The sequence below is a fragment of the Paraburkholderia sp. J11-2 genome (assembly GCF_905220185.1).
Classification (GTDB): domain Bacteria; phylum Pseudomonadota; class Gammaproteobacteria; order Burkholderiales; family Burkholderiaceae; genus Paraburkholderia.
Genome location: NZ_CAJMYY010000001.1, coordinates 222,075 through 248,484, shown reverse-complemented (window position 1 = coordinate 248,484; position 26,410 = coordinate 222,075). Strand labels below are relative to the sequence as shown.

The following is a 26,410-nucleotide window of genomic DNA, read 5'->3' as shown; positions in this document are numbered from 1 at the left end:
AGCCTTCTTCGGCCCGTCTTCAACGACAGCACTGCTTGACGGCGGTGTACGCGACCTCTTTTTTTGCGAAGGTCACACCGCCCTTTGAAAGCACGAATTCCGTGCGTGATGGATCGCATTATACCCAAAAGTTATTCCTGTCACGCCGATGCCCCACAAAACTCCATGATTTTTCACTATTGATGTAACAAAGCCGTTTGTCTTGCGCCGCCGCATCCCTTGTCTGACAAGGGATTCAGGCCACCGCGAGCAGCGTCGGCGGCGCTTCCTGCACCCCGGTACAATCGATCCTTTGGCTGTGGCCACCGGCGCGCACCGTCGCTTTCGAAGCGCCGCAGCTTGCGCTCCGCAAGACCTAAGTCGCACAAAACCGCCCACGAACCCCGCATGAAAATCACGCTGATTCCCGTCACGCCGTTCCAGCAAAACTGCTCGCTGCTCGTCGACGAAACGACGAACCGTGCCGCCGTCGTCGATCCGGGCGGCGATCTCGAGCGCATCGAGGCCGAGATCGAGCGCCAGGGCGTGCAACTGGAGAAGGTGCTGCTCACGCATGGCCATCTCGACCATTGCGCCGGCGCGAAGGCGCTCGCTGTGAAGTTCGGCGTGCCGATCGAAGGTCCGCAGGAAGACGAGCGCTTCTGGATCGATCAGTTGCCGCAGCAGAGCGTGCGCTTCGGCTTCGGTCACGCCGAGGCGTTCGAGCCCACGCGCTGGCTTCACGACGGCGACACCGTGCGCTTTGGCGACGAAGAACTCGAGGTCTATCACTGCCCCGGGCACACGCCGGGTCATGTGATCTTCTTTAGCCGCAAGCACCGGGTCGCCACGGTGGGCGACGTGCTGTTCGCGGGTTCGATCGGCCGCACGGACTTTCCGCGCGGCAATCATGCCGACCTGATTCGTTCGATCCGTGAAAAGCTCTGGCCGCTCGGCGACGACGTCACGTTCGTGCCGGGCCACGGCCCGGTTTCGACATTCGGCGAGGAGCGCCGCTCCAACCCCTACGTCGCAGATGGCGTACCTGGATGAGAGTGAAAAGTACGATGAATCAAGCTGCCATTGAGGAGATTTACGTCAGCACCGACGTCGAGGCCGATGGTCCCATTCCCGGCCCGCACTCGATGCTGAGTTTCGCTTCGGCGGCGTACACCGCCGACAAGCGTTTGATCGCCACGTTCTCGGCCAATCTCGAGATGCTCGAAGGCGCCGCGCCGCACCCGGTGCAAGCCGCCTGGTGGGAGACGCAACCCGAGGCGTGGGCCGCTTGCCGCAAGGATCTGCAAGATCCGGCGGCGGCGCTCGTCGCCTATGTGGAATGGGTGGAGGCGCTGCCCGGCAAGCCCGTGTTCGTGGCCATGCCGGCGGGCTTCGATTTCACCTTCATGTTCTGGTACATGATGCGCTTCGCCGGGCGCTGCCCGTTCTCGTGGTCGGCGCTCGACATCAAGACGCTTGCCTTCGCGATGACGGGCCTGCCGTACCGCAAGTGCATCAAGCCGCGCTTTCCGAAGCACTGGTTCGACGACCATCCGCACACGCACGTCGCGCTCGACGACGCGATCGAGCAAGGCGCCCTCTTCTGCAACATGTTGGCCGACCTGCGCGCGCAGCAAGCCGCGCTAGCCGCTGATGGGGACGACTCAGGGCAAAACGCCGCGAGCGCTCCGGCAAATTAGGTAATCTCCCTCATCATTTGCGCTTCGCATTGCGTTCTGTTCTCCTGGCCTCTAACATTCAGGAATACAGCGACGCAATGGAGGCGCAGTTGACACTCGATACGTTCTCTCAGAAGATCCTGCGCCTGCTGCAGCTCGACGCGCGCCGCTCGGTGCAGGAAATCTCCGACCAGGTGGGGCTATCCAGCACGCCGTGCTGGCGCCGAATCAAGGACATGGAACAGTCGGGCGTGATCCAGCGCTACACGGCGCTGCTCGATCGCGAGAAGCTCGGCCTGCACGTCTGCGCGCTCGCGCATATCCATCTCACGCGACACACCGAAGGCGGCGTCGAAGCCTTCGAGCGCGAGATCGCCACCTGCCCCGAAGTCACCGAGTGCTACAGCACCACGGGCGAATCGGACTACATCCTCAAGATCGTTGCGCCCGACATCAAGGCCTATGACGCCTTCCTGCACGAGCGCATCTTCCGCATTCCCGCCGTGGCGCAGGTGCGCACGAGCGTCGTGCTGCGGGAAATCAAGTTCGACACGCAATTGCCGCTTTGAAGCCGCGAAGGCGCGGCGGTGTTTTTTGCCGCGCCGCTTACTCTTCGCGATTCGCGATTCAATCTGTCTCGCGCGGTTTGTCGTGCGTTGCCAGCGTGCCGTGTGCATCGAGCGACTGCATCACGTCGAGCTTGCTCGCGCCCAGGCGCGCGCGCAGCGCATCCAGGTCCACTGAGGCAAGGCGGCGCGCGTCGTCGGCCGCCGCCAGCACCACCTGAATTTCCAGCCCCGTGCTCAAGTAGTGCAGCGTCACCGCTTCGACATGCACGTCGTGCTGCGCCAGCGCATTACGCAAGCGCTCCGACACGTCGTCGCGCGGCGGCAGATTGGCCACGGAGCGCACATGCATGTCGTCTTCGGGATCAACGTGTATCAGCGCGTCGAGCACGCGTGGATCGGTGAGCAGGCGAGCGCGCGCCGTCTCCGCAATGTAATGCCCTTCCGAAACCGAAATCAGCGGATCGACGAGGATGTGCGCATCCACGAGCGCGAGGTCGCCGGTCTTGCGCGTGCGCATCTCGTGCACGTCGAGAACGCCGGGCGTCCCCATCAGCAGCGCGCGCAAGTCGGCGGCCGCGGCTTCGTCGAGCGCGCGGTCGGAGAGATCCTGCAGCGCGTCCCAGCCGAACACCCAGCCCATGCGCGCGACCATAAAGCCGACAATGGCCGCCGCGATCGGATCGAGCAGCCGCACGCCCGCGAGGCTACCCACAATACCGATCGCCACCACGAGTGACGAAGCCGCGTCCGAGCGCGCATGCCACGCATTGGCGATCAGCATGGCCGAGCGCACGCGCTGCGCCTCGCGCAGCATGTAGCGAAAGAGCCCTTCCTTGGAAACCAGCACGAGGAGTGCAACGACCAGCGCGCTCACGTGCAGCGCCGGAATATCGCCGAGATTCATGATGCGCGTGCCGGCGCGCACCAGCATGCCCACGCCCACCGCAATCAATAATGCGCCGAGGAATAACGACGCGACCGTTTCATAACGGCTGTGGCCGTAGTTATGATCGGCGTCCGGCTTTGCGCCGCTATGCCGGTTGGCCAGCAGCACGACAAAGTCGGAAACAATATCGGCCAGTGAATGTACGCCGTCGGCGATCAACGCCTGCGAATGCGCAATCACGCCGATGACGATTTGCAGCACCACCAGAACACTATTGACGCCAACGCTGACCCACGTGGTCCGGCGCGCGACTTCGTGTTTATCTGATAACGGTGGGGCGACGGAAGCAGTCATGCGCGGCGAGAGAGCAAATTAGGGAATAACCGCGATTGTAGCGACCGGATGCGTCGATTTTATGGATTCCCCTAAAAATCTCTTTTAAATCAGATGCCTACAATACCAGGAAGCATTCTCATTCAAGCCGTGGGTACTGCGCGTTCCCACCTGGCGCGGTGCAGAAAATCAAAAAGCCGCGCGTCCCCGGACTGCGCGGCTTCTTTTTTTCGGAAATCAGGCGATACCTTGCCTGATTCCGCTTCTGCTTCGACTCATGCGCAGCGCGTTCAAACGCGCCGCTGACAAGTTGATTTACTTCTGGATCAGAAAACGATCGCGGTCTTGCCCGGCGATCCAGCGCGGCGGCTTGCCACGGCCCGACCAGGTGCTGCCGCTGTCGGGATCGCGGTATTTCGGCGCGACGCTTGCACGCGAGCGGCTGGCTGCCTTTGCGGCCTTGGCGCTGGCGCGGCCGCCACCGAGTTCTGCCAGGGTGATGCCGTAGTCGGCCATTTTCTGCTTGATTTCGTCGAGGACCTCGGCATATTCGCGAGCCTTCGCCTCTTCAATCTGCTTTTCCAGCTTTTCTCGCTGAGCGAGGAGTTCCTTGTAGGAAGACATAGGTGCCCTTGTGGTTTGATCTTAATGGCTACTGATCTCGCGCCAGTATGCCAATTGATAGATGCGCGCCTCGGAAATCGGTGGCGAGATTAACACAGAATTGAATGCCGGGATGCGCGTAAGGAATAAAAATAATTTAAACCAAATTTCGAATCCTGTCGCTTCCAGCAAGCGTCTAACTCATTGTCATTTCGTGCAAATCGGTATTTTTACTAAATCTCGCATTTGCCAGATAAATCCCCATCTCATAATTAGCAGCGGATGAAAATTAAATGCTTTGAAATACGTCAAACATTTCATCCCATGACAACTTTGGGCCAATCAACGGGGACAGAAACGGGTTGCTGCGAAGCAGCATGAGACGACACGCTATATACACGGGCGGATAACGCCCACACGGAACACAAAATCCCGTCAGGGCATATGGCGCTCAATGCAGTCCGCTAGCACCGCATGCAAGGTTTGCAAATCAAACTGCGGCGCATCGAAAACGAAGCGTGTGCGCGCGCCGTCGATCACAAGATCGGCGCCGTAGCGGTCCACCCCTGCCAGATCGAGTCCGGCGCGGCGCGCGGGGTGGGCTTCGAAAAAGCGGATCAGCGTGGTTTCGTCGGCGGGTGCGAGTGGCTCCAGCGTGTCGAGATCGGCGCCCTCCATCCAGCCCATCGCGCCAAACCCGCCGATATAACGCAGCCGCTCAATCTGCATGACCCAGAAGGTGAAGTCGCCGAGTGCGAGATAACGCTCGGCGTCCGGGTGATAGCGCACGTAGCGCCGCGCCAGCGCCTCGTTCGCTTCGCGGTCGGCAGCATCGACCGGTTCGAAGCGGCCGAGCAGCGTGGCGCGCGGCGCGTTCAGCACGTCGGCGTCCGGCGCGTGCGCGACGAGAAAGCCCGCGCGCGGGTCATCGAGCAGATTGCGCGTGTGCTCGGCGAGGCGGCTCACGAGGATCACCGGGCGGTGCCGCGCGTCGGGTGCGAATGGCAGCAGCGTGGGATACGGGAAGCCGCGCGGCTCGCGCGAGTGCGTGGCGAGCGTGCCGGTGGGCGTTTGATGCAGCAAATGCAGCGGGGCGTGGGCAGGAATCTTCAAGGGCGCGTCCTCGAACGGCGGATCCTCTCGATATTAGAGCAGTTGCCTCGGCAAACGCGCTCCGACAGCCGAGTCGCACCTTCGTTAGAATCATCGTTTGCTTTCAGACGCCTTCCTGGTCTCCTCTCTTCCTTCTGCCCGGAATTCCCGTGTCCGACCGAACGACCGATCCCGCCATCTCCGTGGCGAGTCCCGCCGCCCACCATCGGGCGCTGCCCGCCGCCACGCGTCATCGTGCGCGCATCGCGACCATGGCGCTCTTTTTCATCGCCGGCATGATGTACGCGTCGTGGGGCGTGCACGTGCCGACCGTGCGCGACAAGTTCCATTTGAGCGCGGCGCTGCTTTCCTACGCGCTTTTCGCGGTGGCAGGCGGCTCGATCGCGGCGATGACGACCATCGGCGGCTGGATCGCGCGCGTGGGTTCGCGACGCGCGTGCCTCGCAGGCGGCCTCACGATGTCCGTGTGCGGCGCGCTGATCCTGGTGGTTCCGTACTACTGGATGCTGATCGTCGTGCTCGCGTTTTTCGGCGTGGGCATGGCCACGCTCGACGTCGCCATGAACGCCGAAGCGAGTGCCGTGGAAGAAGCCGTCGGCAAGCCGATCATGTCGGGGCTGCACGGCATGTTCAGCCTGGGCGGCATGGCGGGCGCGGCGATTGGCGGCGCGCTGCTCGCGCACGGCATGGCGCCGGCGCTGCACCTCTTTCTGGCGTCGGCGCTTGCGGCGCTCGTGCTCTTTGTCTCGTGCCCGGCCGTCCTGCCGCATGTGCCGCACACCACGCACGGCGAGCACGCGAAAACCGGCAACCGCTGGCGCACGCCCGCGCTGTGGGCGCTTGGCGCCATCGCGCTCATCGCGCTGATCGCCGAAGGCGCGATGTATGACTGGGCCACGGTCTATATGCGCGACGTCGTGCTCGCAACGCCTGCCCTCGCCAGCGCAGCTTACGCGGCATTCTCGGGCGGCATGGCCGCGGCGCGCTTCGCCGGCGACGCCGTGCGCGCACGCTTTGGCGCGCCGCAGCTCGTGATGGCGAGCGCCTCGCTGGCATGCGCGGGCATGATCGGCGCGCTGCTGCTGCCGTTCTCGTTCACGGCGCTCACGGGCTTCACGCTCATGGGCCTCGGCCTCGCCAACATGATGCCGGTGCTGTTCGCGGCCGCCGCGCGCGTGAAAGGCATCCACGCAGCCGAAGGGCTCGCGCACGTGGCGGGCATCGCGTATTTCGGCTTGCTGTTCGGGCCGGTGGTGATCGGCGGCATTACGCAGGTGACCAATCTCACGGTCGGGCTCGCCGTCGTCGCGTTGTGCGCGGCGCTCGTGGCGTTTGCGGGGCCGAAGGTGTTGCGGCGGCTGGGGATCTAAAAGCGCAACGCAGCGCATCGACTCAAGCGTCACGCGAAACTCCGGACGAAAAAAAGCCCACGGGCCGAAACCCGCGGGCTTTTCCAATCGCGTGAGCGAAATCGCGAAACGCGACTTACATCTTCACGACGTCGAGCAGCGACTTCTTGCCCGACTTGTAGTTGTACAGCGAGATCACGCCGTGCTTGAGGTCGCCCTTCGAGTCGAAGGTCGTCTCGCCAATCACGCCCTTGTAATCCGTCGTCGGCATGGCGGCGAGGATCTTGGCCGGATCGGTCGAGTTCGCACGCTTCATCGCGTCGACGATGATGTACACGGCGTCATACGTGAACGGTGCGTAGATCTGGATCGGCTGGCCGAAGCGCTTCTCGAACTTGGCTTCGAATTCCTTGCCGCCCGGCATCTTTTCGAGCGCCATGCCGGCTTCCGAACACACGATGTTGTCGGTCGCGTCGCCGGCCAGGTCGGCCAGCTTGTCGGTACAGACGCCGTCACCCGCGAGCACCTTCGCGCGCAGGCCAAGCTGCTTGGCTTGCTTCGCGAACGGGCCGCCGGTGGCGTCCATGCCGCCGTACATGATCGCGTCGGGGTTTTCGCCCTTGATCTTCGTCAGAATGGCGCGGAAGTCGACGGCCTTGTCGTTGGTCGCGTCATGCGACACCACGTTCATGCCGAGCGCCTTGGCGGTCTTCTCGAATTCGTTCGCGAGACCCTGGCCATAAGCCGTCGAGTCGTCGACCACGGCAACGGTCTTGACCTTCAGGTTCTTCGCCGCGTAGTTCGCGAGCGCCGGGCCTTGCTGGGCGTCGGTCGCCACGACACGATAGGTCGTCTTGAAGCCTTGTTGCGTGTAGGCCGGGTTCGTGGCCGACGGCGAGATCTGCACGATGCCCGCATCGCTGTAGATCTTCGATGCCGGGATCGACGTGCCCGAGTTCAAGTGGCCGACAACGGCAACGACCTTGTCGTCGACGAGCTTCTGCGCAACCTGGGTAGCCGTGCGCGGGTCAGCTGCGTCGTCCTGTGCGTCGAGCACGAGCGTGATCTTCTGACCGTTGATCGTGAGGCCCTTCGCGTTGATCTCTTCGACTGCGAGACGTGCGCCGTTTTCGTTGTCTTTACCGAGGTGCGCAATACCGCCCGTAAGCGGCGCGACGTGACCAATCTTGATCGTTTCGTCGGCGCTCGACACCGTTGCGAACGACGCTGCCAGCATGGCCGCCGCGCTGATCGGCAACAGCTTGTGAAGCTTGATATTCATGTAAGTCTCCAGTTTCGAACCCAAAAGCTACGTAATCGCCCAGTGCTCCCGCGCCCCGAACGTGTCGCTCCCCGTGCGGACGACCACGCAGGATGCATCCTTGATGCACCTGGCCAGTATGTCGAATGACCCGTTCATGGCGGGCCGCCCATCCATACTTGCGCGCAAGTGTAGGTGATCAAATTAATTTGGGGGACTTTTTTCAGATATTGGTGCGAGTACCAATATGCGTCCTGCAACAACAGTTCGAAACCCTGATCAATCGACCGCAAGGCTTATGTAATAAGGCATCCCGACTTTGGATCCAATTATTGGGAGATTCCCTGAGGCGCGCGGCGCGAATCATTTTTGAGATTATTTGACGGGAGTTATTGGTGTGTTAGCGCACGCGTTCCGGGAATACACCAGGACGCATTACGACGATATGAAAATCCCTCGCATTCGCGATAACGTTTGCGAGTTGTATTGCTGCCGGGCACGCGTTTTTGACGCGTGCCGGTTCAAGTAAGTATTCGATTAATTTCGGATGCCGATGCGTTGCCCGCGCCCATCTCATGCGGCTACGTGCCTCACGATTCGTGACTGGGTTTGCCGCTGATTTCGCCACTGATTTCGCCGCTGAGTTTGCCGAGCACCGCGCGCCATTCGGCGTCGAGCGCTTCGACGATCTGGCCTGCGCCGAGACCGTCCTCGCGCGCGCGAGAGAGCGGTGCGCCCTGGCCCGACCACAGCGAAAGATAATCGCCGTCGTTAGCGCGCGCCGCGTGCTGCCGCAACGGTTGCGTGAGCGCGTTCTGCACGGGGTACGGCGCGACCGTCTCGGGCTTCGCTTCGAGTTGCTGCATGAGTGCGTTGCGAATGCCGCGCGCGTGGCGCCCGGTGATCGCGCGCGTAACCGAGGTCGCCGTATCCGTCGATGCACGCAGCCGCGCCTTCCAGTCGGCGGGAATCGCGCTTTGCGCACTGCCAAGAAACGCGGTGCCCATCTGCACGCCTTGCGCACCCAGCGCGAGCGCCGCGACGATGCCGCGCCCGTCCATGATTCCGCCCGCCGCCAGCACGGGCAGGCCGGCGGCATCCACCGCATCCACAAGCTGCGGCACGAGCGCCATCGTGCCCACGAGCGCGTGCGGCGCCTCGCCGATGAACGTGCCGCGATGGCCGCCCGCTTCGGCGCCTTGCGCGACGATGGCATCCGCGCCCGCGTCGCGCCACGCGAGGCCTTCGGCCACGTGCGTCGCCGTGCCCATCACGTAGCTGCCCGCCGCGTGCAGGCGCGCGACGTCGGCTGCTGGCAAGAGGCCGAACGTAAAGCTCACGACCGGCACGCGCAGCTCGATCACCGTTTCGAGCTGCGCGCGAAAGTCCGGCGCGTAGCGTGCGAGCGCCTCGCCTGGCGGCAGGCCAAGGTGCGCGGCCACCGGATCGATGGCTTCGAGTGCGCGGCGCACGGTGGCGTCGTCGGGATTCGCCGGCTCGAGCACGAAGAGATTCACGCCGAAGGGCTTGTCCGTGAGCGAGCGAATCGCGGCGACTTCGCTCACGATCTTCTCGGGCGCAAGCGCAGCCCCAGCGAGAAAGCCGAGTCCCCCCGCGTTCGAAACCGCCGCGACGAGCGCCGGCGTGGTCGGACCGCCCGCCATCGGCCCTTGCACGAGCGGCAGGCGCAAACCGAACCGGCGGCTGAACGGGGTGGAAAAGTCGGGCGACGTGCGCAACGCGGGAACAGAATTCATGACGCGATCCTTGTCTGGCTGAATGAGGCGTGACGATGCAAATCGCTCCCGACTCTAGCCAAACCCCGCCTGCCCGAAAAATGAATAATCGAGATCATTACGATCCGCTTGCGAGATTGACCTGCGCTGCAGAGGGTCAAGGGCCTATGGCAAACTGGCTCCCCGATTTCGCGATGCGCCGCGGGCGGCGCGCTGACCCGCTGCCTGCACACGGCCAGCCCACCGCGGCGCGTTGCACGACTCCTTAATGAAGACGGAGAAACAACATGAGCGTTTCGACCAGATGGATCGACATTCCCGCCGGCAATGACAGCTTCGGCGCGTATCTCGCGCTGCCCAAGGGCGGCAAGGGCCCGGGCATCGTCATCCTGCAGGAAATCTTCGGCGTGAACGGGCACATCCGCGACGTCGTCGAGCAATACGCGCTCGACGGCTACGTGGCGATCGCCCCCGACGTGTTCTGGCGTGCGGCCCCGCGCGTCGAGCTCGAATACGTGGGCGCGGACCGCGACCGCGGCATCGCGCTGATGCAGAAGACGGACGTCAATCTCGTGGTCGAGGACATCGCCGCGACGGCGGCCACGCTGCGCGCGCTGCCCGAGTGCACGGGCAAGGTCGCGGCGATCGGCTACTGCTTCGGCGGGCGTCTCGCCTATCTCGCGGCCGCGAGCGGCTCGGTGGATGCAGCGGTGTCCTACTACGGCGGCGGCATCCAGAATCAGCTCGACCTCGCCGACAAGGTCACCAAGCCGATCCTCTTCCACTACGCCGAACTCGATCACGGCATTCCGCTCTCGGCGGTGGGCCAGGTGAAGGAGCGTTTCGCGGGCCGTCCGAACGCCGAATTCCACCTGTACCCGAACGCCGATCACGGCTTCAACTGCTCGGTGCGCGCGTCGTACAACCAGCATGCTTCGGCGCTCGCGCACGGCCGCACGCTGAGCTTCCTCGCCGAGCATCTGTAATACCGTTGTCTCGCGGGCGGCGGCCGTCTTGCCGCCGCCCGTCTGCCGTCATGCGCGCGCGTTGATGCGTCGATGCGCGCGCAACGACACACCCGGCGAACGCGCCGCCCGCTTACACTCCTTGCGTACGCTGCCCGTTTCGAGCAAACCCAGCCCCAACCCGACGACGAGGAGTGCGCGCCTTGCAGTCCGACTATCTGGAATACGACGCCATCGGCCTCGCCGATCTCGTGCGCCGCCGCGAAGTGAGCGCGCGCGAACTGCTCGACACCGCCATCTCCCGCGCGGAAGCCACCAATCCCGCAATCAACGCCATCGTCCTGAAGGACTACGAGGCGGCGCGCGAGCGTGCGCTGCGCATCGAGGCGTCCGGCAACGGCGTGAACGCGCTAACCGAAGGCCCGCTCGCAGGCGTACCGTTTCTCGTGAAGGACCTCGGCGCGGCGGTGGCCGGGCTGCGCATGACGCTCGGCAGCCGCCACTACCGCCACTACATCCCTACCGCCGATGCGCCCGTGGTCGCGCGATTTCGCGCTGCGGGCCTGAACATCTTCGGCAAGACGAGCGCCTCCGAACTCGGGCAGATGCCGTACACCGAGCCCGAGCTGTTCGGCCCGTGCCGCAACCCGTGGAACCTCGATCACACGCCCGGCGGCTCGAGCGGCGGCGCGGCCGCTTCGGTCGCGGCGGGCATCGTGCCGCTCGCGCACGCGTCCGACGGCGGCGGGTCGATCCGCATCCCGGCGTCGTGCTGCGGGCTCTTCGGCTTCAAACCCTCGCGCGCGTTCCAGCCGGCGTCCGACGTGCCGCCGCCGCCCGGTGCGCTCGGCGTCGATCTCGCGGTTTCGCGCAGCGTGCGTGACAGCGCGCTCATGCTCGATTTGATCGCCGGCGACCCCGCGCTGCCCGCCGGTGCGCCCGGCACCTTCCTCGACGCCGCGCGCACGCCGCTAGACGGCTCGAAGCCGCTCGCCGTCGCGCTGCTGACCGAGCCGATGTTCGCGGACACGCTCTCGCCCGAAGTGCGCGGCGCGCTCGACGATGCCGCCGCCCTGCTCACCTCGCTCGGCCATCGCGTGGAGCCGTATTCGCTGCCCGTGAATTACGCGGAGGCACGCGAGGCGTTCCTCATGCTGTGGTCGGTGGTGGCCGAACAGTACGTGCTGCACGCGGACGACATCACGGGCACGAAGCCGCGCCGCCGCGAGTTCGAGATCTCGACGTGGGCCATGGCGCACGTCGGCCAGAAGCTCGGCGAGCGCGAGCTGCCCGCGGCACTCGACGTGCAGCAGCGCATCACGGCGCAGCTCGCCGACCTGATGAAGCGCTACGACGTGCTGCTGTGCCCGACGCTCGCCGCGCCGCCGGTGAAGATCGGCGAACTGAAGCCGAGCCAGAGCGAGCGCATCCAGATGCGCGCGGTCACGGCCATGCCGATGGAAGTACTGATGAGAAAGCTGCTGACCGAAGCCTCGAACAAGGCGTTCGCGTGGGCGGGGTGCACGGAGCTGTTCAATCTGACGGGCCAGCCGTCGATGTCGGTGCCGCTCGCGTGGAACGCTCGCGGGCTGCCGATTGGCGTTCAGTTCGCCGCCCGCGAGGGCAACGACGCCTTGTTGCTGCGCCTCGCTGCGCAACTGGAGGCGGCGCGGCCGTGGTTCAACCGCCGGCCGCCGTTGCTGCAGGCGCGACTCTAGCGCGCTTACGGACGACGCGCGGGCAGTCAGGCGTGTGGGGTCTACGCGCTGCGCCGCCCGCGCCGTTTCATCACGCCTTCTTGTTGTAGGCGCTGCACCAGCCCTTGCCCGCGACCTGCTTGCCGCCGAACATCGGGCACGGCGCGAACGCGTCGGTGGCCTTGCCCTGGTAGAACGTGCAGTTGCTGCAGTCCTGGCCGGCGGCGTACTTCGCGAACTTCGCCTTGTCGACCTTGGTCGCGTCAAGCTTGTAGCCGAGCGCCTGGGAGGTGGGATCGGATTCGGCAGCCTTGGGCGCGTCGGCGAAGGCCTGGCGCGAAAGCGCGAGCGTCGAAGCGACGCCGATGCTCGTAATCAGAAAGCTGCGGCGGGACGATTTCATGTGACTCACTCCAGTATTGTGGCGATTCATTCGCTGGGTTTTCGCGCGGCGACTTTCGTGTGGCGCACGCCGCGCATGCCTCTGAGCCGCTCTGGTGGCGGCGTCGCGAAGAAGCTTAACAACGAAGCAAGCCCCGGTGGCGCTGCAATGCCGGAGATAAGTCAGCGGCATGATGCCGTTTGGGGCGGCAATGCGCCCACCGATCAATCGAACGAAGCCATCTCGCACACGCGCTGCGCGATCGCGAGCGACGCCGTGAGCCCCGGCGACTCGATGCCGAACAGGTTCACGAGCCCGCGCACGCCATGCGACGCCGCCCCCTGGATCATGAAGTCGGCGGGGGCTTCGCCCGGGCCGGAGAGTTTCGGGCGGATGCCCGCGTAGGCCGGCTGCAGCGCGCCGTCGGGGAGCGCGGGCCAGTAGGTGCGGATCTGCGCGTAGAAAGAATCGGCGCGGCGCGGATCGACGTCGTAATCGATCGCATCGATCCATTCGACGTCGGGGCCAAAGCGCGCCTGGCCGCCCAGGTCGAGCGTGAGATGCACGCCGAGGCCGGCGTCGTTGGGCATCGGGTAGATGAGGCGCGTGAACGGCACGCGCCCCGAAACGCTGAAGTAATTGCCGCGCGCCAGATAGAACGGCGGCACGTGGCGCGCGTCGAGCCCGCGGATGCGCTTGGCGAGCTTCGTGGCGTAAAGGCCCGCGCTGTTGACCACGCAGGCGGCGCGGATGTCGATCGGCGCGTCGCCGCCCGTCCTCACGGTGAACCCGCCGCCGAGCGCATCGATCGACTCGACGGGCGACTTTAGCGCGATCATGGCGCCGTCGCGCTCGGCGTCGCCTTGCAGCGCGAGCATGAGCTGATGACTGTCGACGATGCCGGTTTGCGGCGAGTACACGGCGGCCACGCATTCGAGCGCCGGTTCGAGCGCAAGCGCCTCGCTCCCGCTGATGCGCGTGAGGTCGAACACGCCGTTTTCCTTGCCGCGCGCGCGGATCGCCTCGAGTTGCGGAATCTGGTTCGCCGCCGTGGCGACGAGCAGCTTGCCGCAGCGCGCATGCGCGACGTTGCGCGACGCGCAGTACTCGTAGAGCATTTCGCGCCCGCGCACGCAGAGCGTTGCCTTGAGCGAGCCGCGCGGGTAGTAGAGCCCGGCGTGAATGACCTCGCTATTGCGCGAGCTGGTGCTGGTGCCGATAGCCTCGGCGGCTTCGAGCACGATCACCTCGCGCCCGCGCGCGGCAAGCGCACGCGCTACGGCGAGGCCGACCACGCCCGCGCCGATCACCACGCATTCGATCTGGTCCATGTCCCTGCGTCCCGCCTTCGCCGCGCCGGCAGACTGGCCGGCTGCGTCGCGATCCTCTCTGCCATGGGGCCAGCGGCGCAAAAATCGCGCCGCCGTATGACAAAAATTGTACGCTGCCCGGCGGCGAGGCTACGCCAGACTCTCGCCTGGAAAGAGCGGAAGGGAACAAAGAACGCGGCAGCTGGAGCGTCAGTTGGCGGCGCCGCGAACGTGGAAGAAGCCCGCCGCGACCTGCTCGCGCGGCGCGGTATAACCGCCCATCGCATATTGCTGCGGATACGCCGGGGAATTCGGGTCCAGACTCAGTTCGCCGCCGTGAGCACGGGCGCTGGCCAGTTCGGCCTTCACTTCGGCGCGCGTCTTCGGGGCGGTGTTCGTGGCGACGGCCGCGACGGACAGCGATTGAACCGCTGCAGGCGCCGACTCGCCGCTCGCGAATGCGGGCGCGGCGGCAAGGACGGTGGCGGCGCTGACCAGCAGGGCAGCAAGCGTAACGGACGTCTTCATGGCGAGGTTCCTTCGAAGCGATGCCCGGCAAGCTTTGCAACAGATGCTGGCCAACCGGCGGATTCCGAACAACGTGTTGGACACGTCGAAGCCAGTGTAAACACGAGCTATCGAAAAACCATCCCGATAAGGAACAAGTCTGCGTTGCAGCCCCGACAACAATTTGTGACGAATCACCCCATATCACTTATGGTTGTTGCGCTTCATTAACTAATCGCTCGACGCGCCACGGTTGAAGCGTGCCCGCCGCGTCCCCATGTTTCGATGAACCGCTGCGGTCCGGCGTTTGCGAACCCGGTATAGGATCGATGGTCAGAACGTATCCGCCCCACCGTAGCGTTGCCGACACTGTCGCTTCGCGCGGCGCCGTGCACGGAGCTAGTCCTATGAAGTTGTGGAAACATCGCCTTGCCGTGACGCTGTTCGCCGCCCTCGCGGGAACGAGCGCGTGCGCGCCGGCGCAAGCCCCGACGGCCTCACCGCCGCCGCCCCCGCCGCAAACCGCCTCCGCTGCGTCTGCTGCGGCGCCAGCAACCGCACCTGTCACGCAGGGCGCAGTCCAGTGGGAACTACAAGTCATGCGCGACGGCCAGCAAATCGACGCGTTCAATGCCACGACCTCGATCGGCCAGGCGCACACCGACACGCATCACAAGGTCGTCTCGCACAGCGTGGGCTGCAAGGACCAGCCGGCAGGCAGTATCGATCTGTCGCGCACGATCACCGTTTCGCCGCTGCAGGTGCGCGCGAACCAGGTCATCCTGTCGATCGACGCGCAGGAAACGCTCGAAACCGACGCCGCGCCGAGCACGCCCGAAGGCTGCCGGCTGCCGCCGCAGCCGCGCCAGGTGAATGCGAGCCATCCGGGACTGATCGTGCCGGACGGGCAATGGGTGAGCTGGCAGATCGTCGACCAGAACCCCTCGCTTGCGTACCGGGTGCGCGCAACGCTGGCGCCGCCGTCCGCGTCCGCGCAGTGATACCGCGCAGTGATACCGCGCAGTGATACCGCACAGTGAGAACGCGCAGAGGCTAAGCACGACCCGGCGTGACCCAATCCGTTAGAAAAAACGCATGCGAAATCCCGAACAACCGCTCATCGACACCTCGCAGAGCAAAGACTTCGTCGCCGTGAGCTGGAATCTGCACAAGGGCCGCTCGCCGCTGGGCTTCGAGGCCTGGGAGGCCATGCGGCGCTGGGTGCAGTCCACCCACGCCGACGCCTGGTTTCTGCAGGAAGCGATGGCGCGCCGCCTGCCGCAGCCGGTGCTGGCCTCCGCCTTCGGCGCGCAGCTGGGCGACCCGCTCGACGACGTCTGGCACTGCCAGGCCACCGAAATCGCCACCGCGCTCGAATTGCAGATCGCCCTCGGGCCCAACGTGTTCAAGCCGTCGTGGCGGCACGGCAATGCGATCCTCTCGCCGCATCCGCTCGATCTGGGCGGACGCTGGGACATCTCCGCGCACCGCTTCGAGCGGCGCGGGCTGCTCGTTGCGCGCGCAAACGTCGCCGGACAGTCCGTCACGCTGCTGTGCGCGCATCTTGCGCTTACGCGCAGTGCGCGGCTGCGGCAGATGAACTGGATCGCGCACTGGATCGTGAAGGAGGCGCCGCAGGGGCCGCTCGTGCTGGCGGGCGACTTCAATGACTGGCGCAACGACTCCGTGCCGCTGTTTGCCGAGCATGGCCTGCAGGAAGTCGCGACGCTGCTTGGCGAACCGGCGCGCACCTTCCCGGCGTTCTCCCCGGCGCTTGCGCTCGACAAGATGTTCGTGCGGGGCCTGAAGCCCGTCGAACTGATCCAGCCCGCGCAGGAAACCGCCTGGCTCTCCGACCACCTGCCGTACATGGCGCGCCTGCGCCTCGAAGACTGACGCGCTGAACCTGGGCGCGCCGCCCAGCCGAAGCATCCGCGCGACACTCACCCGATCGCGGCCAGCGGCCCGCGCGAGCCCACGCTAAGATGTCGGGTCGCGCGCGCCGCGCGTTTCGTCAGGTGTCCTCAGATGCATTACCTCGCCACGCTGCTGCAGATCGTTGTCGTCTATCTGTTTGCGCTCATCAGCCCAGGCCCGAACTTCTTCATGGTCACGCAGCTTTCGCTCGCCGGCCGCCGGGGCCTCGGCGTAGCGTCGGCCGCGGGCGTGGGGGTGGGCTCCACACTTTGGGCGGCGCTCGCCATGCTCGGCTTCGCGGCCGTGCTGCAGCACATTGGCTGGCTCTACAACGGCGTGCGCGTGGCGGGCGCGCTCTATCTCGTCTGGTTCGGGCTCAAGCTGCTGCGCTCGGGCGTGCGGCGCGAACTGGCCGCCGCGGCGCAAGCCGTCGTCGCACCGCCGCCGCCTGCCGACCGGCGCGCCTGGCTGCGCACCTGGCGCGCCGGACTCATTACCTGCCTCACGAACCCCAAGTCGTGCGTGTTCTGGACCAGCGTGTTCGCGGCCGTGTTTCCGGCGCACCCGCCGCTGTGGTTCTACGGTGTCGCGCTCGCCACGGTCGCCACGATGTCGTTCGGCTGGCATTGCAGCCTCGCCTTCCTGTTCGCCGACGACCGCACCCAGCGCGGCTACCGCCGCCTTCGCCGTCCCATCGACGCGTTTTGCGGCGCTGCGCTGATCGGGCTCGGCGTGAAGCTCGCGGCCGACCGCTAGGGCGCGGTCACAGGTCTCGCGCGCCTCATGCATTTCGCGCGCCGCGGCGCACTGCCGCACCACTGCTGCAGCGTCGAAAATGGCGCCATTACGCACGCATCGGCGCCTAAAAGTGGCGCCGAAACTGCCCCGCCAACAGGGTCAATGCTGCGGGCTGTCAGAGCTTCCGGTATCATCTAGCCGAAAATTCGCACGCGCCGGTCGCCTGATCGGGATCTGGCGCGCGTTGCCAGCGGCACAAACCCGCTCTCGCGGGTCTTGGCAAGATGCAGCGCGGGCCCGCGTGAGCGCGCGGCTGACCCCGCCGCCACCTTTTGCCGTCGCCAGCAGACCCCGCCGATGCGCGCCGATACGTGGTGCGCCCGCGTGCGGGAGCCAGCACACAGTGCCGCAGCGAGCCACCCTCCCTTGCAGCGCTTGGGGAACCCAACCCGGTTCAGGCGGATCGACAAGCGGGATCGAGCGGGATCACGCAGGTCTTCGCGGCTCGAGCGCGGTAAAATAGCGGATTGCGCTTCGTTCGCAGCGAAGCGAACTGGCAACACAACAGGGACTCGCGCATCCGGGTCCCGGGCATATCGTCAAAGACTACGCTGTACTGGACAGCAGGCCGGCAGGATCGCCGCAGTCAGGCGGCGCTTGTTTCGCACTTCAGGAACCATGAGCAAATTCACCGAAGAAACCGTTCTGAGCGTCCATCACTGGACCGACACGCTTTTCAGCTTCACCTGCACGCGCGACCAGGCCCTGCGGTTCGACAACGGCCAGTTCACGATGGTCGGCCTCGAAGTGGACGGCAAGCCGCTGATGCGCGCGTACTCGCTCGCGAGCGCGAACTATGAAGAGCATCTCGAGTTCCTGAGCATCAAGGTGCCGGACGGCCCGCTCACGTCGCGCCTGCAGCATCTGAAGGTCGGCGACAAGGTTCTGATCGGCAAGAAGCCCGTCGGCACGCTGGTGGCCGACAACCTGCTGCCCGGCAAGGTGCTGTGGATGCTCTCGACTGGCACGGGCCTCGCGCCCTTCATGTCGATCATCAAGGACCCGGACATCTACGACCGCTTCGACAAGATCGTGCTCACGCACACCTGCCGTTTCGTCGACGAACTCGCGTACAAGGACTTCATCACCCAAGAGCTGCGCGAGCACGAATACCTCGGCGAGATCGTGCGCGAGAAGCTCGTGTATTACCCGACCGTCACGCGCGAAGTGTTCGACAACCGCGGTCGTATCACCGAGCTGATCGACACGAAGAAGCTGTTCGAAGACCTCGACCTGCCGCCGTTCTCGCCGGAGCGCGACCGCATCATGCTCTGCGGCAGCACGCACATGCTGCGCGACACCGTCGAGCTGCTCGAACAGGCCGGCCTCAAGGAAGGCAGCAACAACGAGCCGGGTCACTACGTGGTGGAAAAGGCGTTCGTCGGCTGAGCGCCGCGCCCTCGTCGCCCGCGACTCGAAAAACCGGAGCCTTGCGCTCCGGTTTTTTTTCGCCCGCGCGCTTTAATTTGGCCCCTTATTTTGTCGGGGATTTGCCGAAAAGGCAGTTACAGTTGTCACACAAATACGATACCTTTCCTGTCAGTATTTTTCCTACATGACAAAGACCTGCGACCTCATGCTACACCTGAGGTTTTGTCGCTAACCCTTGTCCAGCCTGAAGTTTTTTTATTTTTAAGATATTATCGCAGCGCAACATTGGATACACTGCACCGTGTCCAGGGGCAGAGCCAGGTTGTTACTGGTTGTAAATTTCGTTACGCTGCGCCGTGCTGTTTGCCGTCACGCCGGAGAGTCCAATACCGACGGATGTCTGACAGCAGGAACCGGTTCCTGAACGGGGGATGGATGGAAACGTCGAGATATGCCGCGCCGAACGCGCGCACGCCTGCCGGCGATGCGCCGCGCGCCGCTCATGGCGTCGACGTTTTCGCTTTCCTCGCGTGGTCCGCCGCCGACGAAGCGGCCACGGTGGCCGCGCTCGAAGACCTCGACAGGACGCTGTCCCACCGCAGCGCCGCCCAATCCATTCACGCCGACGAAGCCGCGCGCCACCGTCTCGCGCGCGACCTGCATGACAGCGTTGGCGCGGAGCTCGCCGCCACGCACTTCGCGCTCGCCAACGTTCACACCTGGCTGCCCGCCAACGCCCCGCCGCAATGCGCCGAGGCGCTCGCGCTCGTGGCCCGCTCGCTCGAAGCCGCGACTGGCGCGATGCGCCACGTGCTAGACGGCCTGCACGCGCCGCAACTCGATGCGGGCCTTGCTCCCGCGCTCTCGGGCTGGGTGCGAGGCTTCGCCGCGCGCACGGGCCTCGCCGCCCGCGTGGCCAACGCCAGCGACGACGCGCGCCTCGCACGTCTGCCTGCCGAGGCCGCGCTCGCCGTGTTCCGGGTCGCCCAGGAAGCGCTCGCCAACGTGGCGCGCCACGCGCAGGCCACGTGCGCCGAGGTGCGGCTCGAAAGCACCGCGCGCCACCTCACGCTCACCGTCGCCGACGACGGCATCGGCCTCGTGCGCAGCGCCGGCCGCACGCGCCGCAACCCGGCGTACGGTCAGAACGACGGCAGCACCGAAAAGCGCGACGCGCGCTCGGGTCACTACGGCCTCGCCGGCATGCGCGAGCGCTGCGCCGCCTTCGGCGGCTCGCTGCGCGCCGTCAAGGGCGGCCTCGCGCGCGCGGTTCACGACGGCGCACAGCACGCAGCCCCCCAGCGCGGCACGACCGTGCGCGCGCGCTTTGCCTGGGACGCGCTGCTTGCCGTCTCCCATTCCGCCTCGCCCCTCCTTATGAAAGAAGGCGCCCGCTCATGACCCATCGCATCCTGCTCGTCGACGACCATGCCGTCGTGCGCCAGGGCGTTCGCCAGCTGCTGCTCGACCGCGGCATCGCCACCGAGGTCATCGAGGCGCAAACGGGCGCCGAAGCGCTCGCCGCGATCGCGAAGCATGTGTGCGACGTGGTCCTGCTCGACATCTCGCTGCCGGACATGAACGGCGTGGAGGTGCTCAAGCGCGCCAAGAAAAAGGCGCCGCGCGTGCCGGTGCTGATGTTCTCGATGTATCGCGAGGATCAATACGCGGTGCGCGCGCTCAAGGCGGGTGCAGCGGGCTATCTCTCGAAGACGGTGGACGCCGCGCAGATGATCGGGGCGATCCAGCAGGTCGCCGCGGGCCGCAAGTACGTGAGCCCGGCCATGGCCGAAGCACTCGCCGACTACGTGCTGGTGGACGGCGAACAACTGCCGCACGAGAAGCTCTCCGACCGCGAATACCAGACGCTGTGCATGCTCGCCTCGGGCAAACGTCTCACCGACATCGCGCACGCGCTCTCGCTTTCGGTGAAGACGGTGAGCGTCTACCGCACGCGCCTGCTCGAAAAAATGAAGCTCACCAACAACGCCGAGCTGACCTTCTACGTGATGAGCAACCGGCTCGTCGACCTCTCGCCTACCGTCAGCGCCTGATCCCAGCCGACATGGCGGCATCAAGGCTGCCTTCTCGCCACAACCCGTTGATCCGGAAATGAAATTCGCCGTTTGCGCGGCTCCCGGCAAGGATCGCGCTCGCGCGTCCCGGTTTGCGGCGGAATCGTCCGCGCAAAACGTACGTTTGCGACCCTGCTCAACCGGTCTCCCACAGTACATCCGCTAAAATTTAGGGTTTCCCCCAGACATCCGGCACGCGAAGCCGGCGAAGGCGGGGGTGGGTCGACCCACCGCGCCGGTTCCTCGCCTTCGCGCGTTTTACGTGGAGTTCCCCGCCAAATGTCCCTCTTTCGCAAGAAGAACGTCGAACACATGCTGCAGGCGAGCGCCAAGGGCGCCGGCCTGAAAAAAGCACTCGGCGCGCTCGACCTCACCTTTCTCGGCATCGGCGCGATCATCGGCACCGGCATTTTCGTGCTGACCGGCACGGGCGCCGTGCAGGCCGGCCCGGCCCTCATGCTCTCGTTCCTGTTCGCGGCGGTGGCCTGCTGCTTCGCCGCGCTCGCCTATGCCGAATTCGCCTCGACCATTCCCGTGGCCGGCTCGATCTACACCTACTCGTACGCCACGCTCGGCGAGCTGGCCGCGTGGGTGATCGGCTGGGACCTGATGCTCGAGTACGGGCTCGCCACTTCGGCGGTCTCGGTGGGCTGGTCGGGCTACCTGCAGTCGCTGCTCTCCGGCTTCGGCCTCACGCTGCCCGCGGCGCTCACGGCCGCACCCGGCGCCGTGCCCGGCGTGCACACGCTCTTCAACCTGCCCGCCTTCCTCGTGATGATGGCGATCACGGCGCTCCTCTCCGTGGGCGTGCGCGAATCCACCCGCATCAACAACATCATGGTGGCGATCAAGGTGACCGTGGTGCTGCTCGTGATCGCCGTGGGCGTGTTCCACGTCACCCCCGCGAACTGGCATCCGTTCATGCCCAACGGCTGGCGCGGCGTGTTCGGCGCGGCGGCCGTGATGTTCTTCGCGTTCATCGGCTTCGACTCGGTGTCTTCCGCCGCCGAGGAGGTGAAGAACCCCAAGCGCGATCTGCCTATCGGCATCATCGCCTCGCTCGCCGTGTGCGCGGTGCTGTACGTCGCCGTGGCGGCGGTCGTGACCGGCATCGTGCCGTCGCCGCGCTTCGCCCATGTTGGCCACCCGGTCTCGTTCGCGCTGCAGGTGGTGGGTGAAAACTGGGTTGCGGGCTTCATCGATCTCGGCGCCGTGCTCGGCATGCTCACCGTGATCCTCGTGATGAGCTACGGCCAGACCCGCATCATCTACGCGATGTCGCGCGACGGCCTCTTGCCCGCCAAACTGTCGAAGGTGCACCCGCGCTTCGCCACACCGTTCTTCACGACCTGGCTCGTGGGCATTTTCTTCGGTTTGATCGGCGCGCTCGTACCGCTGAACGTGCTGGCCGAGCTCATCAACATCGGCACGCTCGCCGCGTTCTCGATGGTGTCGATCGCCGTGCTCGTGCTGCGCAAGACCCACCCGCACCTGCCACGCGCGTTCCGCTGCCCGGGCGTGCCCGTGGTGCCGATTCTCGCGGTGGCCTCATGCCTCTTTCTCATGATCAACCTCCAGCCGCTCACGTGGGTTGCGTTCCTCGTCTGGACCGGCTTCGGCCTGATCGTCTACTTCGGCTATTCGCGCCGGCATTCGCGCCTCGCGCACGCACCGCACGAGTCGGTGCATCACGATTGATCAGCGCGTGATCCTGCTTTAATCGCTGCACTGCAACGCAAACGGCCCGCCCCGAGTTATCGAGGCGGGCCGTTTTTTTACGCGCTTCGCAAGCATTCTGGAGGGTAAAACCCCGCGCAGCGGAATTCAGCAAAGTGTGCTTTACTGTCCGGGCGTCACCCCCAGGCTTCACTGAACAGCAAGGCACCAGCCGGACCCCGATTCCGCTCCACCCGCACTTGTTCCACTCGCCCGAATCGCCTCGCGCGTTTTGCGCGGCGGCATGCGTTGCGCGCGCAATGAGGCGCAATGCGTGAGACGGGCAAGTTCGATTGCGGGCGGTTATGGCGGTCGATTCAGTGTAAAAAAGCGGGCCCAGGCAGGTCTCTATCCCATCACATGGTATGGGACCGGAGTCACGCGCAGCACCGGCTCCGGTCGACATTGGAGACAATCAATGACGATCAGTATTAGCCTCACGGTCAACGGCGCGCCCGTGACCGCCGAGGTCGAACCCCACACGCTCCTCGTCCAGTTCCTGCGCGAACAGCAGCGTCTCACCGGCACGCACGTCGGCTGCGACACGGCGCAATGCGGGGCCTGCACTGTCCACCTGAACGGCCGCGCGATCAAGTCGTGCAACCAGCTCGCCGTGCAGTGCGACGGCATGGAAGTGACGACGATCGAAGGCCTCGCGAAAAACGGCACGCTGCATCCGATGCAGGCCGCGTTCCGCGAATGCCACGGCCTGCAATGCGGTTTCTGCACGCCTGGCATGGTGATGTGCGCGACCGCGCTCGCCGCCGACAAGCCCGACCTCACCGAAGCGGACGTGCGCGAAGGTCTCGACGGCAACTTCTGCCGCTGTACGGGCTATCACAACATCGTGAAGGCCGTGGTCGCGGGCGCGCAGGAAATGCGCGCGGGCGCAACCGCTGCCGCCACGACGGCGTGACTCGGGAGGCCACCATGAACGCACCCGAACCCAATCGCATGATCGGCGCGCCCGTGAAGCGCAAGGAAGACTACCGCTTCCTCACCGGTGTAGGCCAGTACACCGACGACGTCGTGCTGCCCGCACAAACCTACGCGGTGTTCGTGCGCTCGCCGCACGCGCACGCGCGCATCAAGAGCATCGACACCAACGCGGCAAAGGCCGCGCCCGGCGTCGTTGCCGTTTTCACCGGCGCGGACCTCGCGGCGGAAAACGTGGGCGGCCTGCCGTGCGGCTGGCTCATCCACAGCATCGACGGCACGCCAATGAACGAGCCGCCGCATCCTGTGATCGCGCACGAGAAAGCGCGCCACGTGGGCGACCAGGTCGCACTCGTGATCGCCGATTCGGTCAAGGCCGCGAAGGACGCCGCTGAACTGATCGAAGTCGATTACGAAGAGCTGCCGGCCATCGTCGACACGGCGCACGCAGCCGACGCGGGCCAACCGCTCGTGCACGACGGCGTGGCGAACAACACCTGCTACACGTGGGGCCACGGCGACAAGGCCGCGACCGACGCCGCGTTCGCACAGGCCGCGCACGTAACGACGCTCGACATCGTCAACAACCGGCTCATTCCAAACGCCATCGAGCCGCGCGCCGTGAACGCGAGCTACTCGCAGCACGACGACAGCTACACCGTGTACGTGTCCAACCAGAACCCGCACGTCGAGCGCCTGCTCATGGCCGCGTTCGTGCTCGGGCTGCCCGAAACGAAGCTGCGCATCGTCGCGCCCGACGTGGGCGGCGGCTTTGGCTCGAAGATCTTTCTGTATGCCGAAGATGTTGCGCTCACGTGGGCCGCGAAGAAAATCCGCCGTCCGGTGAAGTGGACCGCCGAACGATCGGAGTCCTTCGTATCCGACGCACACGGCCGCGACCACGTCACCAAAGCCGAACTCGCGCTCGACAAGGACGGCAAGTTCCTCGCCATGCGCGTGCACACCACGGCGAACATGGGCGCGTATCTCTCGACGTTCGCTTCCAGCGTGCCGACCATTCTCTACGCCACGCTGCTCGCGGGCCAGTACACCACGCCCGCGATTTACGCAGAAGTGAAAGCCGTGTTCACGAACACGGTGCCGGTGGATGCGTATCGCGGCGCAGGGCGCCCGGAAGCCACCTACGTGGTCGAGCGTCTCGTGGAAACGGCCGCACGCGAGATGAACATCGATCGCGCCGAGATCCGCCGCCGCAACTTCATCACGAGCTTCCCGTATGCCACGCCTGTGGGCCTCACCTATGACACAGGCGACTACGAAGCATGCCTCGGGCGCGCGCTCGAACTCGCCGACGTCAAGGGCTTCGCCGCGCGGCGCGACGCATCGAAGGCGCGAGGCTTGCTACGAGGTCTGGGCTACTCGTGCTACATCGAGGCGTGCGGGCTCGCGCCATCGAACATCGCCGGTGCGCTTGGCGCGCGTGCGGGCCTGTTCGAAGCGGGCGAGGTCCGCGTGAACCCGACCGGTTCCGTCACGGTGTTCACGGGCTCGCACAGCCACGGCCAAGGCCACGAGACGACCTTCGCGCAGGTCGTATCCGATCGATTAGGCGTGCCGATCGAGCAGGTCGAGATCGTGCATGGCGACACCGGCCGCATTCCGTTCGGCATGGGCACCTACGGCTCGCGCTCGATCTCGGTGGGCGGCTCGGCCATCATGAAGGCGCTCGACAAGATCGAAGCGAAGGCGAAGAAGATCGCCGCGCATATGCTCGAAGCGGGCGTGGAGGACATCGAGTTCGTCGACGGCGTATTCCGCGTGGCGGGCACCGACCGCACGAAGACCTTTGCGGAAATCTCGCTGGCCGCGTACGTGCCGCACAACTATCCGCTGGAGACGCTCGAACCGGGCCTCGACGAAAGCGCGTTCTACGACCCGACCAACTTCACGTATCCGTCGGGCGCGTATCTCTGCGAAGTCGAAGTCGATCCCGAGACGGGCGAAACGCGCATCGAACGCTTCACCGCCGTCGACGACTTCGGCAACGTCATCAATCCGATGATCGTCGAAGGCCAGGTGCATGGGGGCTTGGGCCAAGGCATCGGCCAGGCGATGCTCGAACAGTGCGTGTACGACAACGAGAGCGGCCAGCTGCTCTCCGGCTCGTACATGGACTACGCGATGCCGCACGCGTCGGATGTGCCTTCGTACACGGTGGAAACCGCGAAAGGCACGCCGTGCACGCACAATCCGCTTGGCGTGAAGGGCTGCGGCGAAGCCGGCGCGATCGGCTCGCCGCCCGCCGTCATCAACGCGATTCTGGACGCACTCTCGCCGTTAGGCGTGAAGGACCTGCAGATGCCGGCCACGCCGCATCGGGTATGGCAAGCGATCCAGGCCGCGCAGGCCACTTCACAACCTTGAGCGGAGGCGCTCCATGTACGCATTCGACTATCAGCGCGCCAGTGACGCGCAAGGCGCCGTGAAAGCCCTCGCGGCCGATGCCGACGCTAAATTCCTCGGCGGCGGCCAGAGCCTGCTCGCGGCGATGAAGCTGCGCCTCGCGCAGCCCACCACGCTCGTGGATGTCACCCGCATTCCCGAGCTCAAAGCCGTGCAGGTGGACGGCAAGGTGGTGAAGATAGGCGCGGCCGTGTGCCATGCCGACGTCGCCGAAAATGCGCAGATCCGCAACGCGCTGCCGGCGCTCGCGGACCTCGCGGGCATGATCGGCGACCGCCAGGTGCGCGCGCTCGGCACGCTCGGCGGCTCGCTCGCGAACGACGACCCCGCCGCCGATTATCCGGCTGCGGTGCTCGCGTTGAACGCGACGGTGGTGACGGACCGGCGGCGCATCGCGGCCGACGACTTCTTCCTCGGCATGTACGAAACGGCGCTGGAGCCCGACGAGCTGATTGTGTCCGTCGAATTCCAGGTGCCCGAGCGCGCGGCCTACGAGAAGTTTTGCAATCCGGCCTCGCACTTCGCGCTCACGGGCGTGTTCGTCGCGAAATACCCCGGCGAGGTGCGTGTGGCCGTCACGGGCGCCGGGCCATCGGTGTTCCGCGAAGGCGCGCTGGAAAGCGCGCTGAAGACGAACTTCGCGCCCGAAGCCGCACGCGCGGTAAAAGTCGCCGCCGACGACCTCAACACCGACCTGCACGCGAGCGCGGCGTATCGCGCGCACCTCATACCGGTGCTCGCGGCGCGCGCGGTGGCGAAGGCCAACGGCTAGGCTTGTCTCGAGGGCGAGCGCTTCCTCTTTTG

General features: G+C 65.5%; 24 protein-coding genes. 16 read left to right on the top strand and 8 right to left on the bottom strand.

Annotated elements, in window-relative coordinates:
* Positions 1-387 precede the first annotated feature (387 nt).
* The 3 genes from U5A57_RS01125 (at position 388) to U5A57_RS01115 (ending at position 2,227) form a co-directional block, all read left to right on the top strand.
* Complete coding sequence (locus U5A57_RS01125; protein WP_321907425.1) at positions 388-1,032, top strand: MBL fold metallo-hydrolase; 645 nt, start codon at positions 388-390, stop codon at positions 1,030-1,032.
* Between the two features lie 14 nt (positions 1,033-1,046).
* The gene (locus U5A57_RS01120) at positions 1,047-1,679 is read left to right on the top strand and encodes an exonuclease (RefSeq protein WP_321907423.1); all 633 of its coding nucleotides are present in this window, start codon (positions 1,047-1,049) and stop codon (positions 1,677-1,679) included.
* A gap of 77 nt (positions 1,680-1,756) precedes the next feature.
* Positions 1,757-2,227, top strand: coding sequence for an Lrp/AsnC family transcriptional regulator (locus U5A57_RS01115; RefSeq protein ID WP_174479506.1), 471 nt, complete (start codon positions 1,757-1,759; stop codon positions 2,225-2,227).
* Positions 2,228-2,285: 58 nt separating this feature from the next.
* On the opposite strand, the gene U5A57_RS01110 is transcribed toward U5A57_RS01115, so the two are convergent.
* The 3 genes from U5A57_RS01110 to U5A57_RS01100 all read right to left on the bottom strand — a co-directional run bounded on the left by U5A57_RS01110 (position 2,286) and on the right by U5A57_RS01100 (position 5,162).
* Positions 2,286-3,467: a cation diffusion facilitator family transporter gene (locus tag U5A57_RS01110; RefSeq protein WP_321907421.1), complete on the bottom strand. Its 1,182-nt coding sequence runs from the start codon at positions 3,465-3,467 to the stop codon at positions 2,286-2,288.
* A 294-nt stretch (positions 3,468-3,761) separates the two neighbouring features.
* Positions 3,762-4,070 carry an H-NS family nucleoid-associated regulatory protein gene (locus tag U5A57_RS01105; RefSeq protein ID WP_069265202.1) on the bottom strand — a complete coding sequence of 103 codons (309 nt, stop codon included), beginning with the start codon at positions 4,068-4,070 and terminating at the stop codon, positions 3,762-3,764.
* A 414-nt stretch (positions 4,071-4,484) separates the two neighbouring features.
* Entirely contained in the window at positions 4,485-5,162 is a 678-nt protein-coding gene (locus tag U5A57_RS01100) for a HugZ family protein (RefSeq protein ID WP_321907418.1), read from the bottom strand.
* Positions 5,163-5,311: 149 nt separating this feature from the next.
* On the opposite strand from U5A57_RS01100, the gene U5A57_RS01095 reads away from it, so the two are divergent.
* Positions 5,312-6,532, top strand: a complete 1,221-nt coding sequence (locus U5A57_RS01095) for an MFS transporter (RefSeq protein ID WP_321907417.1) — start codon at positions 5,312-5,314, stop codon at positions 6,530-6,532.
* A gap of 115 nt (positions 6,533-6,647) precedes the next feature.
* On the opposite strand, the gene U5A57_RS01090 is transcribed toward U5A57_RS01095, so the two are convergent.
* Positions 6,648-7,793 carry a branched-chain amino acid ABC transporter substrate-binding protein gene (locus tag U5A57_RS01090; protein WP_321907416.1) on the bottom strand — a complete coding sequence of 382 codons (1,146 nt, stop codon included), beginning with the start codon at positions 7,791-7,793 and terminating at the stop codon, positions 6,648-6,650.
* A 569-nt stretch (positions 7,794-8,362) separates the two neighbouring features.
* The gene (locus U5A57_RS01085) at positions 8,363-9,529 is read right to left on the bottom strand and encodes a nitronate monooxygenase (RefSeq protein ID WP_321907415.1); all 1,167 of its coding nucleotides are present in this window, start codon (positions 9,527-9,529) and stop codon (positions 8,363-8,365) included.
* A gap of 266 nt (positions 9,530-9,795) precedes the next feature.
* On the opposite strand from U5A57_RS01085, the gene U5A57_RS01080 reads away from it, so the two are divergent.
* Both U5A57_RS01080 and U5A57_RS01075 read left to right on the top strand, forming a co-directional pair.
* Complete coding sequence (locus U5A57_RS01080; protein WP_321907414.1) at positions 9,796-10,494, top strand: dienelactone hydrolase family protein; 699 nt, start codon at positions 9,796-9,798, stop codon at positions 10,492-10,494.
* Positions 10,495-10,676: 182 nt separating this feature from the next.
* The gene (locus U5A57_RS01075) at positions 10,677-12,191 is read left to right on the top strand and encodes an amidase (protein ID WP_321907412.1); all 1,515 of its coding nucleotides are present in this window, start codon (positions 10,677-10,679) and stop codon (positions 12,189-12,191) included.
* Between the two features lie 70 nt (positions 12,192-12,261).
* Here the strand turns inward: U5A57_RS01075 and U5A57_RS01070 are convergent, their stop codons facing one another.
* The 3 genes from U5A57_RS01070 to U5A57_RS01060 all read right to left on the bottom strand — a co-directional run bounded on the left by U5A57_RS01070 (position 12,262) and on the right by U5A57_RS01060 (position 14,390).
* Positions 12,262-12,573 (bottom strand): high-potential iron-sulfur protein, encoded by a 312-nt coding sequence (locus U5A57_RS01070; protein WP_028203157.1) that lies wholly within the window; start codon positions 12,571-12,573, stop codon positions 12,262-12,264.
* Between the two features lie 203 nt (positions 12,574-12,776).
* Positions 12,777-13,883, bottom strand: a complete 1,107-nt coding sequence (locus U5A57_RS01065; protein WP_321907411.1) for an NAD(P)/FAD-dependent oxidoreductase — start codon at positions 13,881-13,883, stop codon at positions 12,777-12,779.
* A gap of 189 nt (positions 13,884-14,072) precedes the next feature.
* Complete coding sequence (locus tag U5A57_RS01060) at positions 14,073-14,390, bottom strand: DUF4148 domain-containing protein (RefSeq protein ID WP_321907410.1); 318 nt, start codon at positions 14,388-14,390, stop codon at positions 14,073-14,075.
* Positions 14,391-14,782: 392 nt separating this feature from the next.
* On the opposite strand from U5A57_RS01060, the gene U5A57_RS01055 reads away from it, so the two are divergent.
* The 10 genes from U5A57_RS01055 to U5A57_RS01010 all read left to right on the top strand — a co-directional run bounded on the left by U5A57_RS01055 (position 14,783) and on the right by U5A57_RS01010 (position 26,378).
* Positions 14,783-15,370 carry a hypothetical protein gene (locus tag U5A57_RS01055; RefSeq protein WP_415765063.1) on the top strand — a complete coding sequence of 196 codons (588 nt, stop codon included), beginning with the start codon at positions 14,783-14,785 and terminating at the stop codon, positions 15,368-15,370.
* A gap of 94 nt (positions 15,371-15,464) precedes the next feature.
* Entirely contained in the window at positions 15,465-16,265 is an 801-nt protein-coding gene (locus tag U5A57_RS01050; RefSeq protein WP_321907407.1) for an endonuclease/exonuclease/phosphatase family protein, read from the top strand.
* Between the two features lie 132 nt (positions 16,266-16,397).
* Positions 16,398-17,042, top strand: coding sequence for a LysE family translocator (locus U5A57_RS01045; RefSeq protein ID WP_158756696.1), 645 nt, complete (start codon positions 16,398-16,400; stop codon positions 17,040-17,042).
* Between the two features lie 660 nt (positions 17,043-17,702).
* Entirely contained in the window at positions 17,703-18,473 is a 771-nt protein-coding gene (locus U5A57_RS01040; protein ID WP_321907404.1) for a ferredoxin--NADP reductase, read from the top strand.
* Positions 18,474-18,890: 417 nt separating this feature from the next.
* Positions 18,891-19,856 carry a sensor histidine kinase gene (locus U5A57_RS01035; RefSeq protein ID WP_321907403.1) on the top strand — a complete coding sequence of 322 codons (966 nt, stop codon included), beginning with the start codon at positions 18,891-18,893 and terminating at the stop codon, positions 19,854-19,856.
* Positions 19,853-20,509, top strand: a complete 657-nt coding sequence (gene rqpR, locus U5A57_RS01030; RefSeq protein ID WP_321907401.1) for a response regulator transcription factor RqpR — start codon at positions 19,853-19,855, stop codon at positions 20,507-20,509. Before U5A57_RS01035 ends, rqpR begins: the two co-directional genes overlap by 4 nt.
* Before the next feature lie 300 nt (positions 20,510-20,809).
* Positions 20,810-22,228, top strand: a complete 1,419-nt coding sequence (locus tag U5A57_RS01025) for an amino acid permease (protein WP_321907399.1) — start codon at positions 20,810-20,812, stop codon at positions 22,226-22,228.
* A gap of 436 nt (positions 22,229-22,664) precedes the next feature.
* Positions 22,665-23,162, top strand: coding sequence for a (2Fe-2S)-binding protein (locus U5A57_RS01020; protein ID WP_321907397.1), 498 nt, complete (start codon positions 22,665-22,667; stop codon positions 23,160-23,162).
* A 14-nt stretch (positions 23,163-23,176) separates the two neighbouring features.
* Positions 23,177-25,567 (top strand): xanthine dehydrogenase family protein molybdopterin-binding subunit, encoded by a 2,391-nt coding sequence (locus U5A57_RS01015; protein ID WP_321907395.1) that lies wholly within the window; start codon positions 23,177-23,179, stop codon positions 25,565-25,567.
* A 13-nt stretch (positions 25,568-25,580) separates the two neighbouring features.
* On the top strand, positions 25,581-26,378 hold the full coding sequence (locus U5A57_RS01010) for a xanthine dehydrogenase family protein subunit M (protein ID WP_321907394.1): 798 nt from the start codon (positions 25,581-25,583) through the stop codon (positions 26,376-26,378).
* The last annotated feature ends 32 nt before the right edge of the window (positions 26,379-26,410 follow it).

What these genes read in the sequence shown, in the direction of transcription:
- U5A57_RS01125 (WP_321907425.1), top strand. Translation starts at nt 388, where the DNA reads ATGAAAATCACGCTGATTCCCGTCACGCCGTTCCAGCAAAACTGCTCG.
- U5A57_RS01120 (WP_321907423.1), top strand. Translation starts at nt 1,047, where the DNA reads ATGAATCAAGCTGCCATTGAGGAGATTTACGTCAGCACCGACGTCGAG.
- U5A57_RS01115 (WP_174479506.1), top strand. Translation starts at nt 1,757, where the DNA reads ATGGAGGCGCAGTTGACACTCGATACGTTCTCTCAGAAGATCCTGCGC.
- U5A57_RS01110 (WP_321907421.1), bottom strand. Translation starts at nt 3,467, where the DNA reads ATGACTGCTTCCGTCGCCCCACCGTTATCAGATAAACACGAAGTCGCG.
- U5A57_RS01105 (WP_069265202.1), bottom strand. Translation starts at nt 4,070, where the DNA reads ATGTCTTCCTACAAGGAACTCCTCGCTCAGCGAGAAAAGCTGGAAAAG.
- U5A57_RS01090 (WP_321907416.1), bottom strand. Translation starts at nt 7,793, where the DNA reads ATGAATATCAAGCTTCACAAGCTGTTGCCGATCAGCGCGGCGGCCATG.
- U5A57_RS01085 (WP_321907415.1), bottom strand. Translation starts at nt 9,529, where the DNA reads ATGAATTCTGTTCCCGCGTTGCGCACGTCGCCCGACTTTTCCACCCCG.
- U5A57_RS01080 (WP_321907414.1), top strand. Translation starts at nt 9,796, where the DNA reads ATGAGCGTTTCGACCAGATGGATCGACATTCCCGCCGGCAATGACAGC.
- U5A57_RS01070 (WP_028203157.1), bottom strand. Translation starts at nt 12,573, where the DNA reads ATGAAATCGTCCCGCCGCAGCTTTCTGATTACGAGCATCGGCGTCGCT.
- U5A57_RS01065 (WP_321907411.1), bottom strand. Translation starts at nt 13,883, where the DNA reads ATGGACCAGATCGAATGCGTGGTGATCGGCGCGGGCGTGGTCGGCCTC.
- U5A57_RS01060 (WP_321907410.1), bottom strand. Translation starts at nt 14,390, where the DNA reads ATGAAGACGTCCGTTACGCTTGCTGCCCTGCTGGTCAGCGCCGCCACC.
- U5A57_RS01050 (WP_321907407.1), top strand. Translation starts at nt 15,465, where the DNA reads ATGCGAAATCCCGAACAACCGCTCATCGACACCTCGCAGAGCAAAGAC.
- U5A57_RS01045 (WP_158756696.1), top strand. Translation starts at nt 16,398, where the DNA reads ATGCATTACCTCGCCACGCTGCTGCAGATCGTTGTCGTCTATCTGTTT.
- U5A57_RS01040 (WP_321907404.1), top strand. Translation starts at nt 17,703, where the DNA reads ATGAGCAAATTCACCGAAGAAACCGTTCTGAGCGTCCATCACTGGACC.
- U5A57_RS01035 (WP_321907403.1), top strand. Translation starts at nt 18,891, where the DNA reads ATGGAAACGTCGAGATATGCCGCGCCGAACGCGCGCACGCCTGCCGGC.
- rqpR (WP_321907401.1), top strand. Translation starts at nt 19,853, where the DNA reads ATGACCCATCGCATCCTGCTCGTCGACGACCATGCCGTCGTGCGCCAG.
- U5A57_RS01025 (WP_321907399.1), top strand. Translation starts at nt 20,810, where the DNA reads ATGTCCCTCTTTCGCAAGAAGAACGTCGAACACATGCTGCAGGCGAGC.
- U5A57_RS01020 (WP_321907397.1), top strand. Translation starts at nt 22,665, where the DNA reads ATGACGATCAGTATTAGCCTCACGGTCAACGGCGCGCCCGTGACCGCC.
- U5A57_RS01015 (WP_321907395.1), top strand. Translation starts at nt 23,177, where the DNA reads ATGAACGCACCCGAACCCAATCGCATGATCGGCGCGCCCGTGAAGCGC.
- U5A57_RS01010 (WP_321907394.1), top strand. Translation starts at nt 25,581, where the DNA reads ATGTACGCATTCGACTATCAGCGCGCCAGTGACGCGCAAGGCGCCGTG.